The sequence below is a fragment of the Porcipelethomonas ammoniilytica genome (assembly GCF_025567485.1).
Classification (GTDB): Bacteria; Bacillota; Clostridia; order Oscillospirales; family Ruminococcaceae; genus Porcipelethomonas; species Porcipelethomonas ammoniilytica.
The window spans coordinates 255,697-267,477 of the sequence record NZ_JAOQKH010000002.1 but is presented as its reverse complement, the minus strand read 5'-3'; the positions used below and the strand labels follow the sequence as shown (position 1 = coordinate 267,477).

General features: G+C 36.3%; 13 protein-coding genes. 8 read left to right on the top strand and 5 right to left on the bottom strand.

Annotated elements, in window-relative coordinates:
• Positions 1 to 70 precede the first annotated feature (70 nt).
• From OCV67_RS02835 to OCV67_RS02825, 3 genes are all read left to right on the top strand, one after another.
• On the top strand, positions 71 to 880 hold the full coding sequence (locus OCV67_RS02835) for a DNA-3-methyladenine glycosylase family protein (protein WP_147642345.1): 810 nt from the start codon (positions 71 to 73) through the stop codon (positions 878 to 880).
• A gap of 364 nt (positions 881 to 1,244) precedes the next feature.
• Positions 1,245 to 1,559 carry a helix-turn-helix domain-containing protein gene (locus OCV67_RS02830; protein WP_147642344.1) on the top strand — a complete coding sequence of 105 codons (315 nt, stop codon included), beginning with the start codon at positions 1,245 to 1,247 and terminating at the stop codon, positions 1,557 to 1,559.
• A gap of 83 nt (positions 1,560 to 1,642) precedes the next feature.
• Positions 1,643 to 2,383 carry a polysaccharide deacetylase family protein gene (locus tag OCV67_RS02825; RefSeq protein WP_147642343.1) on the top strand — a complete coding sequence of 247 codons (741 nt, stop codon included), beginning with the start codon at positions 1,643 to 1,645 and terminating at the stop codon, positions 2,381 to 2,383.
• 79 nt (positions 2,384 to 2,462) lie between these two features.
• On the opposite strand, the gene OCV67_RS02820 is transcribed toward OCV67_RS02825, so the two are convergent.
• Positions 2,463 to 3,419: an ROK family protein gene (locus OCV67_RS02820; RefSeq protein WP_147642342.1), complete on the bottom strand. Its 957-nt coding sequence runs from the start codon at positions 3,417 to 3,419 to the stop codon at positions 2,463 to 2,465.
• Between the two features lie 275 nt (positions 3,420 to 3,694).
• Between OCV67_RS02820 and OCV67_RS02815 the strand changes: the two genes are divergently transcribed.
• A complete protein-coding gene (locus OCV67_RS02815) occupies positions 3,695 to 4,282 on the top strand; it encodes an HD domain-containing protein (RefSeq protein ID WP_147642341.1) in 588 nt (195 codons plus the stop codon).
• 14 nt (positions 4,283 to 4,296) lie between these two features.
• A complete protein-coding gene (locus tag OCV67_RS02810; protein ID WP_147642340.1) occupies positions 4,297 to 5,880 on the top strand; it encodes a DUF1653 domain-containing protein in 1,584 nt (527 codons plus the stop codon).
• A 35-nt stretch (positions 5,881 to 5,915) separates the two neighbouring features.
• On the opposite strand, the gene OCV67_RS02805 is transcribed toward OCV67_RS02810, so the two are convergent.
• The 4 genes from OCV67_RS02805 to ymfI form a co-directional block, all read right to left on the bottom strand.
• Positions 5,916 to 6,047, bottom strand: a complete 132-nt coding sequence (locus tag OCV67_RS02805) for a hypothetical protein (protein ID WP_262644213.1) — start codon at positions 6,045 to 6,047, stop codon at positions 5,916 to 5,918.
• A 187-nt stretch (positions 6,048 to 6,234) separates the two neighbouring features.
• Positions 6,235 to 6,627 (bottom strand): thioesterase family protein, encoded by a 393-nt coding sequence (locus OCV67_RS02800; protein ID WP_147642339.1) that lies wholly within the window; start codon positions 6,625 to 6,627, stop codon positions 6,235 to 6,237.
• Between the two features lie 59 nt (positions 6,628 to 6,686).
• Positions 6,687 to 8,522: an LTA synthase family protein gene (locus OCV67_RS02795; protein WP_147642338.1), complete on the bottom strand. Its 1,836-nt coding sequence runs from the start codon at positions 8,520 to 8,522 to the stop codon at positions 6,687 to 6,689.
• Positions 8,523 to 8,720: 198 nt separating this feature from the next.
• Entirely contained in the window at positions 8,721 to 9,440 is a 720-nt protein-coding gene (ymfI, locus tag OCV67_RS02790) for an elongation factor P 5-aminopentanone reductase (RefSeq protein ID WP_147642337.1), read from the bottom strand.
• Positions 9,441 to 9,578: 138 nt separating this feature from the next.
• On the opposite strand from ymfI, the gene OCV67_RS02785 reads away from it, so the two are divergent.
• The 3 genes from OCV67_RS02785 to OCV67_RS02775 all read left to right on the top strand — a co-directional run bounded on the left by OCV67_RS02785 (position 9,579) and on the right by OCV67_RS02775 (position 11,772).
• Positions 9,579 to 9,800, top strand: a complete 222-nt coding sequence (locus OCV67_RS02785) for a DUF896 domain-containing protein (RefSeq protein WP_147642336.1) — start codon at positions 9,579 to 9,581, stop codon at positions 9,798 to 9,800.
• On the top strand, positions 9,793 to 10,050 hold the full coding sequence (locus OCV67_RS02780; protein WP_147642335.1) for a hypothetical protein: 258 nt from the start codon (positions 9,793 to 9,795) through the stop codon (positions 10,048 to 10,050). The genes OCV67_RS02785 and OCV67_RS02780 overlap by 8 nt, the downstream gene beginning before the upstream one ends.
• 93 nt (positions 10,051 to 10,143) lie before the next feature.
• The gene (locus tag OCV67_RS02775; RefSeq protein ID WP_147642334.1) at positions 10,144 to 11,772 is read left to right on the top strand and encodes a potassium/proton antiporter; all 1,629 of its coding nucleotides are present in this window, start codon (positions 10,144 to 10,146) and stop codon (positions 11,770 to 11,772) included.
• Positions 11,773 to 11,781 lie beyond the last annotated feature (9 nt).

Below are 11,781 nucleotides of genomic sequence, written 5' to 3'. Positions count from 1 at the left end.
TTTATATAAAAAATGTCAACTGTTGATTTTTTCATTATCATAATGTATAATAATTTTTGAGGTGAAAATAATGACGAATTATAAAGAAAACGGAAATAACATAGAACTGATACAGCCGGACTTTGATCTTGACGAAACTCTTGATTGCGGTCAGGCCTTCCGATGGGAAAAATTAGAATCTGACTATAAATGTACATATACAGGCTTTTTTCTGGATAAGCCTTTAACAATTTCCCATGACGGTGAAAAATTTATTTTTCATAATACCACAAAAGAAGATTTTGAAAATATCTGGATTGATTATTTTGATTTTGAAAAAGACTACTGCGAAATCAAAACCAGACTATCATCAGATGAAACTTTAAAAAAGGCCTGTGAATTTGCAGGCGGAATAAGACTTCTTAAACAGGACAGTTGGGAATGTCTTTGTTCATTTATTATTTCACAAAATAATAATATTCCACGGATAAAAACAATAATTTCCAGACTTTGCGAGCATTACGGACATTTCCCCACTGCCTCGGAAATGGCACAGGAAACAGTGGAAAGCCTAGGATATCTGCGCTCCGGATTCCGTGCAAAATATCTGGTTGACGCCGCATGTAAAACAGCGTCAGGTGAAATAAATCTAAGAGAAATCAAAGAAATGCCCATTGATGATGCAAGAAAAGCGCTTATGACTATTAAAGGAGTAGGCCCGAAGGTTGCAGAATGCGTACTGCTGTTCGGTATGCACCGATGTGACGCTTTTCCTGTTGACGTATGGATAAAACGGGTTATGGAAAAATACTACCCTGACGGTCTACCGGACTGCACTAAGAAAATTGAGGGAATTGCCCAGCAGTATCTTTTTCACTATGTGAGAAATCTGGAAAAATAAAAATATGTTTTAATAAAAAAACTTATTCCAGATTTTTTTTAAAATATACCCCATAATAAAGAATAAGGCAAAGCATAATAATACACATACTATAATATATAACAAATCTGATTCCCCGCACTCCTTATAGTTTTGTGAAAATAATCTGCAAATTCCCTTTCCTGTAAGCTTAAAAAGCAAAAATAATTTTGAAAAAAAAATATTAAATATCAAGTCCATTCTTTTCATTAAAGCACCACATCACTATTAGAATATATACAAATTATATACTAATTAGTCGAATTTGTCAATATGATGTTCTAATTTCTAGTATTTATCTTTTTTTAATTATTTCATATTCTATAATGTGTATGAGGTGAATAAAATGAACATCGGAAATGTTATTATAAATTTGCTTGACAAAAATAATATGTCTCAGCGTGAGCTTGCTGTAAAACTTAAAATAGCTCCTACAACACTTAACGGATATATAAAAAATAAGCATGAACCCGATTGCACAACATTAAAAAGCATTGCAAAAATATTCGGAGTGTCAGTAGATTATCTCCTTGATTATATTCCTTATGAAAACAGTGAAGAAAAACAGCTTTTAAGCGATTATTATAAATTGACCGAACAGCAAAAAGAACTGCTGACAGCTATGATCAAATTAATGATAAAACAAAATACAAAAAAATAACTTCAAAAAAATACCTTTCATATAAAACAAATTAACCGGTAATAATACTATTACCGCTTGAAAAAGCGGTATGAGGTGGCAGAATGAATGTAAAAAAAACTGTGATCACTGCTGCCCTGATATTAACCCTGATACCCATACAGCATGTTAAAGCTTTAAGCAGTGAAAAACACGGCTATGGTCAGGGAACAGCTACCGACAGTCAAAACTGTCCTGTCGGGGCGGCAGACTTTAACTCTCAATACAATCAATATGACGCTTATGCACTGACAAACGATAAAAAAAGAATAATTCTCACCTTTGACCAAGGATATGAAAACGGATATACGGCTCCGATTCTGGACGTATTAAAAGAAAAAAACGTTAAAGCAATATTCTTTCTGACAGGAGACTACGCCAAAAAGGAAGAAACACTGGTAAAAAGAATGATAGACGAAGGACATGTTCTGGGAAATCACGGTATGACTCACGCTTCAATGCCTGAACTGAACGCCGGAGAATTAAAGGATGAAGTCATGAGTCTTCATGAATTTGTAGCGGATAAGTATGGATATGAAATGCAGTATCTGCGGCCTCCATGCGGCGAATTTTCTGAAGAATCATTGTCAGTATGCAGTGAAATGGGATATAAAACTTTAATGTGGAGCTTTGCTTACGTTGACTGGAAAACAGATGATCAGCCCGATCCGGGGCAGGCGCTTGAACGTATAGTTTCATCGGCACACGGAGGAGGTATTTACCTTCTTCATTCTGTCTCAAGTACAAATGCCGCAGTACTTGGCGACGCAATTGACAGGTTAAGAGCAGAAGGATTTATTCTTTAAACTAAAAACTGCCTGATAAAACGGCAAAAACAACAGCCTGAGAAAAATATTTCTCAGGCTGTTATCATTATATAATAATTTATTTAGCGTTTCCAAGGAATGCCGCACCGATTATACCGGCGTCATTTCCAAGCTTGGCAATGACTATTTCAGTATTTTTAGGAGAATTCTTTGTATAGACCTCTTGTTTTACAAGCTCCTTAACAGGAAGAAGAAGCGGATCTCCCTCATTGCATACGCCGCCTCCTATGCAGAGAATATCAGGCTGGAAAATATTTATTGTATTTGTGATTCCGGCAGCCAGATACTTAATATATTTGTCAACAACTGCTTTTGCAGTTTTGTCACCCATTCTCATAGCGTCAAACGAAGTTCTTGCAGTGACCTTACCTTTGCGTTCGGAAGTTATTTTGTGCATAACGCTGTCTTTATCGGCTTCCATAGCTTCCTTTGTCATTCTGATAAGACCTGTAGCAGATGAGAATACTTCAAAGCAGCCTTTTCTTCCGCACGCACACTGAGGACCGTCCACTTCAATTACAGTATGACCGATTTCAGCGCCTGCAAAATTTGAACCGGAGTAAATTTTACCGTCAATAATGATACCGCCGCCAACGCCTGTGCCAAGAGTAATGCACACTGCGTTTTTAGCGCCTTTTGCCGCACCGGCAACATATTCGCCGTAAGCCGCCGCATTGGCGTCATTTTCAATAAACACCGGCTTGTCAATAGATTTTTTTATATATTCAACCATAGGAGTGTTATTAAAACCTAAGTTACATGAATATTCAATAATACCCTTTTCGCTGTTTGCAATGCCGGGAGTTCCGATACCTACCCATTCAATTTGCTCCATCGAAATTCCGGCTTCCTTGACTGCTTGTACGGAAACCTTTGCCATATCGTCTGCAATTTCCTTTTCAGGTCTGGGTAGATTTGTTTTTGTACTGGCTTTTGAAATAATGTTGTAATTTTCGTCAACCACTCCTGCAACAATATTTGTTCCGCCCAGGTCGATACCAATATAATATTTCATTCCATACTTCTCCTTGCATTGATTAAATTTTCTGTAAAATTATACATTTATATCATAAACTAAAAATGAATTTTAGTCAATAGTTTTTTTGGGATTTTAAAAAAGAAATCTGTTAATTTTTCATATTTTATGAATTATTTCAACAAAAATAAATATATTAAATTACTAATTATACATTATTTACAAATTATTTTTGATTATTTATAACTAAAAAAGGTTGAAATTAAATCAGAAACATGTTAAAATATAATAACTAAAATATCAGGAGTTATCAGATGCTTGAAAAAAATAAAAATGAATTTATTGAGATTTATAAGGAAAATATAACACGCCCCGGTTCGGACAAACTGTTAAATTATCTTATTTCCGAACAGAGCGATTTTTTTACTGCTCCATGCAGCACACGTTTTCATGGTTCATATGCCGGAGGACTGGTTCAGCACAGTATTAACGTGTATAACTGTCTTAAGGATTATCTTTCAAGACAGCGTACCAAAGACGTTTACGGAATGGAATATACTAACGAAAGTATTGCTTTAACAGCCTTGCTTCATGACGTATGTAAAATGAATTTTTATTCGGTGGATTACCGTAATGCTAAAAATGAACAGGGAGTATGGGAAAAGGTTCCTTATTATACAATTAATGACCAGCTGCCATATGGACATGGTGAAAAATCCGTTTATATAGTATCAGGCTTTATGCGGCTTACCAGGGAAGAAGCCTTTGCTATAAGATACCATATGGGTTTTTCCGGTATTGAAGATAGAAATAGTATCGGAAAAGCATTTGAAATGTTTCCTCTTGCATTCGCATTAAGCGTTGCGGATATGGAAGCCACATACTTTTTAGAATCAAAATAGAAAGGTGAATAACAATGAGTAATTTTTGGTATGATAATGCGATAGTTTATCACATTTACCCTTTGGGGTTTTGCGGAGCTCCTAAATATAATGAGGGAGGAGAAGTTCAGTACCGTCTGAACAAGCTTGTTGACTGGATTCCTCATCTTAAGGAAATGAATGTTGACGCTGTTTATCTTGGTCCTGTATTTGAATCTGTTGAACACGGCTATGATACCATTGACTACAAAACTGTTGACAGACGTCTGGGCGACAACGCTTCATTTAAAGACATTTGCCGTCAGCTTCATGAGAACGGTATTAAAATTATACTGGACGGCGTTTTTAATCACGTTGGAAGAGGCTTTGAAAAGTTTAAGGATATTCAGCAAAACGGTCAGAATTCTCCTTACTGCGGATGGTTTCATAATCTGAACTTCGGAGGACAGAGTCCGTGCGGAGATAATTTCTGGTATGAAGGCTGGAACGGTCATTATAATCTGGTTAAGCTGAATCTTAGAAATCCGGAGGTTTGCGATTACCTTATTGATGTTGTCGATTTTTGGATGAATGAATTTGAGATAGACGGTATCAGATTTGATGCTGCGGACTGTGTTGAATTTGATTTTTTCAAGAGAATACGTTCACACTGTAAAGGAAAAAATCCGGAATTCTGGCTCATGGGTGAAATTATTTTCGGCGACTATAAACGCTGGGCAAATCCGGAAATGCTTGACAGTGTAACAAACTATGAGTGTTATAAAGGAATTTATTCCTCGCATAATACAAAGAACTATTTTGAAATAGATTATTCTATAAACCGTCAGTCGGGAAGCAATGCTATTTATCCCGGAATAAATCTTTACAATTTCGTTGATAATCATGACGTAAACCGTATAGCAAGCACTCTTACAAATCCTGAGCATATTTACAATGTATATACAATGCTTTACGCTATGCCGGGTATACCGTCGATCTATTACGGCGGGGAATATGGAGTAAAGGGTATTAAGGAAAATAATTCAGACGATAATCTAAGACCATGCCTGAATCTTGGTGATATGAATTCTGAAAACACAAAGCTTTATGCTCATATTGTAAAGCTGGGAAGAATCTATAAAGCTTATCCTGCATTGAGAACAGGTAAATACCATACGATTATAATAAGAAATCAGCAGATGCTTTTCCTGAAAGAATTGAACGGTCAGCAGGTTTATGTAGCGCTCAATCTTGAGGACAGAGATTTTGACTTGAGTTTTGGTACTGACAGACCGGCGCTTGTTGATGTTCTCAGTGGAAACAGAGTAAATGTTGAAAACGGTAATGCGTATATTAAAATGCCGCCGTTTTCATCAATGATAATTGTTGAAGACGCTATTGTAAACGAAGAACCGGAACCGGTACATGAAGAAAAGCCGACTGAAACAGAAATTGTGATCGGCGGAAAATACCGTCATTATAAAGGCGGAGAATATGAACTTGTTTCAATTGTAAAGCACAGTGAAACTCTGGAGGAACTTGTAATTTATAAGTCACTTTCTACAGGTGAAATGTGGGCAAGACCAAAATCACTGTTTGTCGGACTGGTTGACGGTCAGCCAAGATATACATTATTATAATAAAAAAGCGGTACAATTAAGTACCGCTTTTTTAATTAGCGATTGTTGTTCTGCTGGTTGTTATTCTGCTGATTGTTCTGCTGATTTTTCTGATTCTGATTATTCTGCTGGTTGTTGTTCTGCTGATTGTTCTGATTCTGGTTGTTTTGGTTGTTCTGATTGCTCATGATTAATCTCCATTCTCCGCACGACATTCAAAAAGCTGCTTTAGCTTCCCGTGCGGAGGAATGGAAAAAGCATAAACGCATTTTGAATCCGTAATATTTAAGCGGTGAATTTTTAACCGCATAAGTATTATTGACATTAATCATGGAATCATTCAAAATTTTAAAAAAATTTTATTATATTAAAATATTAATTATTTTTTGATTTTGTTTTCTTCATGAATTTTTCTGCAAAAACCACAAAACGCTTGTGAGTACCTTCACCAATTAAACCTGCTTCATCTTCTGCCCAAACACGGAAGGTTATTTCACGTCCGTTTACTTCGGTCACTTCAGCATATGCTTTTACTTTCATTCCCTCCGGAGTAGCGGAACTGTGAGTAATATTCAGCATAGTGCCAACTGTTGTTTCGTCATTTTCCATGCATTCTGATACGGTAGCTGCCGCTGCTTTTTCCATAAGTGCAGTCATCATCGGAGTCGCAAAGACTTCCAGAGAACCACTGCCAACAGTAACAGCAAAATTTTCTTTTGTAACAATTGTTTCTGCTTCTGATTTCATTCCAATTTTAATTTCTTTCATATTAGATTCCTTTCAATTATAAATTCGGACGTCTTTTTACAGACGTCCGTTTTGTTTTATTATTCTACTTCATCAGCGTTTTTTCTAAGTTCCTCGGGAATCGCATTTGATGAAACAATATCACCTAAAATTCTGTCGTAAGTGAGAATATCCAAGTCCTCGTCTCTGCCCACAGATGCATCATAATTTGTTGAATAAACAGGTGTAGTTTCCATTTTATCCATCATAGCCTGAATAAAACTGTCTCTTGGAGCGTCAATAAGATCCATTAAAACATACGGTGCATAGAATGTTGAAAACTTTTCTTGCGGCATACCGCTGTAATCAAGATCATAATTGCTCCATACGATAAATGGCTGCTCGTAAAGAACTCCGCAATTGTCACCGTTCATGCCAAGCTGATCATAAACACTGTTTTCACCTTTGAGAGAAGGATAATGATCTCCTATCATAAATACAACGGTAGGTTCGTCAATTTCCTTGAGATTATTGATAAATGCTTCAAAATCAGTACCTGTATGTTCTATCCATTGGAAGTAATTTCCCATTTCATCTTCAGGATTTTCGCCCTGATCATAAGGTTGATGATTCTGCATAGTTGTTGTGTGCAGGAAAAGCGGTTCATCGGTTTCTTTAATAAGCTTTTCTACCTGATTGAAAACTGTTTTATCTTCTATATATGTACCGTAATATTCGATCGGTACTGTAAAATCTTCATCAAAAATCAACTGATCAAAACCAAAATTTGCATAGACTCTTTCTCTGCTGTAGAACGAACCCATAAACGGGTGTACATAGGCAGTTGAATAGCCCCAGTCCTTATAATAGGACGCAATGGTAGGTTGTGCTCTGTCAAGAAGCAGTCTCTGCGGCATGTTAGGATCGTTCAGTGATCTAACCGGCAGACCGAAATTAAGTTCAAATTCTGTTCTGACTGTCCAGCTTGCATAGGTCGGAACAATTGCAGTACCTGTATAGCCTTCTTCTGCAACAGCGTCAAATCCGGCGTATGTATCGCCGATATTTAGATCAAGCTGATCTTCAAAGCGTCTGAAATCAGCAAAAGCTTCAGACATGATCATAATAACATTTGGTTTTTCTTTTGAAAATGATGTACTGTCATTATCAATATCAACATTCATCATTGCCGTTACAGTATCGTCATTGTAATTCTCCGGTTCTTTCAGTTGATTGGCAAGATTTTCAGAAGCTGTCTGACAGAAAAATGCCAGAAAACTGTTATTATCAAATTTTTCATTCAGCTTAAATGTATTATCGGCAGAAGTTGTATCAAGATCAAACAACGAATATACCGGTTTTGAAACTGCGGGAATAGTAATAACCGAAACGCACGCTCCTATACAGGCAATAGCCGGAGCAATTCTTCTGGAAATTTTCATTTTCATTTTTGGATTGAACCAGAAAACTGCCAGAAAATAAGCCAAGACAATCAGTACGTATGCAACAAGCATAGGAGTGATTTTTATGTACGCAAAAGATGTTAAACTTTTTACACTTTTTATAAGCTTCATATCTGTCATTATCAAATGATTGCCGTTGGTATTGTATTTAAACAATTCCGTAATACTCAGCGCCATATAAATAAATGATTGTGTGAGTACTGCTATCCAACCCTTTCTAAAAAGAAGAAGAAATCCATAGAATATCAATGACGCAATTAATACGTTAAATAAAATAACTGACGGTCTTGAAGCGGCAAATAAAATAAATTTGGACGGGTATTTTCCCTGATTTATTTCTGCCATACAAACTATGAATATCGGAAATAATACGGTTAGTAATAAATTTGTCATTTTATACTTTTCGGAATTCTCGTCTCTCTTAGCATTTAATTTTCCGAAAGCTGATTTGACTTTTAAAAATTTCTCTTTCATTTAGCCCCTCATTCTTTCTGAATTGAAATTTATTTTTGTTCCATAACATAATATATCACAATAAAATTTAAAGTTCAATAGGAAATTTCACTTTCAGCAATTTTATTTCCGTACTTCTACAACGGGAATAAATTTTACACAAAAATAATATTTATTTTTGTGGTTTTTTACAAATTATTAATATTTATATTTTTTAAATCAGATAATAAATCCACCGTTTACACCGAGAATCTGACCGGTAATAAATGAACTTTTTTCTGATGCAAGAAAAGATATTGATTCGGCTATATCTTCGGGTTTGCCAAGTCGTTCCAATGGAGCTTCATTCTTTAAACTTTCCATTGTTTCTTCATTGTAAGAATTGTTCATATCCGTCAGAATAACGCCGGGAGCAATACAGTTTACATTAATACCTGAAGGTCCTAATTCCTTGGCAAGAGCTTTAGTAAATCCAATTATTGCCGCTTTTGACGCAGAATAATGAACCTCACAGGAAGCGCCTGTTTGTCCCCACATGGAGGAAATATTTATTATTTTCCCGCTTTTGGCATTTATCATAAACGGCAGCGCACTTCTGGTACAGTTATACGTACCCTGAACGTTTACTTTCCATATAAGTTCTTCCTGTTCAGGAGTAATATACATAAAAAGTCCCGATACCGATATACCGGCATTATTTATCAGTACGTCAATTCTCCCTGTTTTTTTCATAGTCTCTCTGATCATATTGTCAACTGCAATTCTGTCTGATACGTCTGCACAAATTGCAAAGCCTCCGGTTTCTGCGGCAATTTTTTCTGCTTCGGCCTTATGTGTGCGGTAATTTATAACAGGTATAAAACCGTCCTCCGCAAGCTTATATGCCGACGCTTTACCTATTCCCCTTGAAGCGCCTGTAATTATAGCTGTCTTATTCATTTTTCTCTCCCCTGCTTTTTCCTTTTATAAATATAATAACATATTTGCAAAAAAATGCAAGCACATATTGAATTAAAATTAAAAATATGTTATTATATATGTATATTCAAATCATGAAAACTGGTGATTGGAGAAAATATGGAACAGTACAAAATTGACAGAATAAACTTTCTTGCCCGAAAGTCCCGTAGAGAAGAGTTGACTCCGGAAGAAAAAAAAGAACAAGCAACGCTGAGACAGGAATACCGTGACAGTTTTGTCAGAAGTCTGACTTCTCAGCTTGATAATACATATATAGTCGAAAAAGACGGCTCAAAACACAAGGTAACAAGAAAAAACGGAGGTAATCATAATGAATGAAGACAAAAGAAAAAAACTGGCTATAGTCCGCGCTATACTTTGCATACTGGTAATAGTAATAGTTATTCTTGGATGGATCGAAATCATTCCAAAAACTATAGGAATGATCATATCTACAATTATTCTTTGCGTGGTTTCAGGCTGGAACGGCGTTGAAGCTCTGCAAATGAAACGCAAAGGTGCCGGCATTTTTAATTTTGTTATATGTGCATTAATACTGGCTCTCTGTATAATTACTATTATTTTTTAAATATGAAAAAATATATAGCGGTAATTTTACATTATCTTTACTCCTTTCCGAAACCATTCAAAATCCAATAAACGTACAACAGAGGAGGTATAAATGTCAATCGCTTTGCTGGCAGCAGCGGCTGTAATAATAATCTGCGTACTTATCAACAGAATTTCAAATAAAATCGGAGTACCCGTACTTATCGCCTTTATCGGACTTGGAATGCTATTCGGTTCTGACGGTATTCTGAAAATTCCATTTGAAAATTATGACTTTGCAGAACAAATCTGTACTATTGCATTGATTTTCATTATGTTTTACGGAGGATTCGGTACCAGATGGAGCGAAGCTAAGCCTGTAGCGGCAAAATCAATAGTCATGTCAACTGTAGGCGTTGCCGCTACCGCAGGACTGACAGGATTATTCTGTCACTTTATTCTTAAATTTCCGCTATGGGAAAGTATGCTGACCGGATCGGTAATAAGCTCTACTGACGCTGCATCGGTATTTTCAATATTGCGTTCAAAAAAGCTTGGTCTTAAGGAAAATACAGCTTCCTTGCTTGAAATGGAAAGCGGAAGTAATGACCCATGTTCGTATATGCTGACTGCAATTATACTTTCGATCATGGGAGGTAAGATCAGCGGCGGAGCTATTGTATATCTGATTTTTGCTCAATTTGCGTATGGTTTGATCTTCGGTTTTGTTATTGCAATCGGGGCAAAATTAGTGCTGCAGCATTTTAAATTCTCTACTGAAGGCTTTGATGCGGCATTTGTCCTTGCGGTTGCCGTCCTCGCTTATGCGCTTCCGTCAGCAATAGGAGGAAACGGTTACCTAAGTACATATATAGTCGGTATTATTCTCGGTAACTCCGATATAAAAAATAAAAAGTCCATGGTGCATTTCTTTGACGGTCTGACAGGACTTATGCAAATGCTTATTTTCTTCCTTTTGGGACTACTTTCCTTTCCATCTGCATTACCTAAAGTATTTCCGACAGCGCTGGCAATTTCACTTTTCCTTATGCTGATAGCAAGACCGATTGTCACATTCGGAATACTGACTCCTATGAAATGCAGTATAAGGCAATCGCTGCTTGTATCATGGTCGGGGTTAAGAGGTGCTGCTTCAATTGTTTTTGCCATTATGGCTACTGTTACAGCAGAAAATTTAAAAAATGATATTTTTCATATAGTATTCTGTATAGTACTTATTTCCATATCGCTCCAGGGTACTCTTATTCCATTTATGGCAAAGGTATTCGGCATGGTCGACAATAATTCAAACGTACTCAAAACCTTTAACGACTATGTGGAGGAGCTTGACGTTCAATTTATAAAGCTTACCGTTCAGGGAGAACACCCATGGAAAGACAAAAGGATCAGGGAACTTTCCATTCCGTGGGATCTGCTCTTTGTACTTATAATTCGTGGAGATCAAAGTATTATTCCAAACGGAAAAACTAAAATCAAGGACGGGGACATTGTAGTAGTAAGCGCTCCGGAATACCACGGTACCGGAGATATACAGTTTACAGAATATAAAATATCTTCGGGAAATAAGTGGATAGGTCAGAAAATATCAGACTTTGCAAAAGTATCCAGCAATCTTGTTATCCTTATTAAAAGAGGTCAGGAGGTCGTAATTCCCAGAGGACCTACGGATATTGAGGAAAATGATGTTCTTGTTCTTCATGTTCCGGAAAAAATTGATATTACAAAAATAAAAAAGGACTGAATTTTCAGC

What these genes read in the sequence shown, in the direction of transcription:
- OCV67_RS02780 (WP_147642335.1), top strand. Translation starts at nt 9,793, where the DNA reads ATGAATGAAGACAAAAGAAAAAAACTGGCTATAGTCCGCGCTATACTT.
- OCV67_RS02775 (WP_147642334.1), top strand. Translation starts at nt 10,144, where the DNA reads ATGTCAATCGCTTTGCTGGCAGCAGCGGCTGTAATAATAATCTGCGTA.
- OCV67_RS02785 (WP_147642336.1), top strand. Translation starts at nt 9,579, where the DNA reads ATGGAACAGTACAAAATTGACAGAATAAACTTTCTTGCCCGAAAGTCC.
- OCV67_RS02815 (WP_147642341.1), top strand. Translation starts at nt 3,695, where the DNA reads ATGCTTGAAAAAAATAAAAATGAATTTATTGAGATTTATAAGGAAAAT.
- OCV67_RS02800 (WP_147642339.1), bottom strand. Translation starts at nt 6,627, where the DNA reads ATGAAAGAAATTAAAATTGGAATGAAATCAGAAGCAGAAACAATTGTT.
- OCV67_RS02830 (WP_147642344.1), top strand. Translation starts at nt 1,245, where the DNA reads ATGAACATCGGAAATGTTATTATAAATTTGCTTGACAAAAATAATATG.
- OCV67_RS02825 (WP_147642343.1), top strand. Translation starts at nt 1,643, where the DNA reads ATGAATGTAAAAAAAACTGTGATCACTGCTGCCCTGATATTAACCCTG.
- OCV67_RS02795 (WP_147642338.1), bottom strand. Translation starts at nt 8,522, where the DNA reads ATGAAAGAGAAATTTTTAAAAGTCAAATCAGCTTTCGGAAAATTAAAT.
- OCV67_RS02820 (WP_147642342.1), bottom strand. Translation starts at nt 3,419, where the DNA reads ATGAAATATTATATTGGTATCGACCTGGGCGGAACAAATATTGTTGCA.
- ymfI (WP_147642337.1), bottom strand. Translation starts at nt 9,440, where the DNA reads ATGAATAAGACAGCTATAATTACAGGCGCTTCAAGGGGAATAGGTAAA.
- OCV67_RS02810 (WP_147642340.1), top strand. Translation starts at nt 4,297, where the DNA reads ATGAGTAATTTTTGGTATGATAATGCGATAGTTTATCACATTTACCCT.
- OCV67_RS02805 (WP_262644213.1), bottom strand. Translation starts at nt 6,047, where the DNA reads ATGAGCAATCAGAACAACCAAAACAACCAGAATCAGAACAATCAGCAG.
- OCV67_RS02835 (WP_147642345.1), top strand. Translation starts at nt 71, where the DNA reads ATGACGAATTATAAAGAAAACGGAAATAACATAGAACTGATACAGCCG.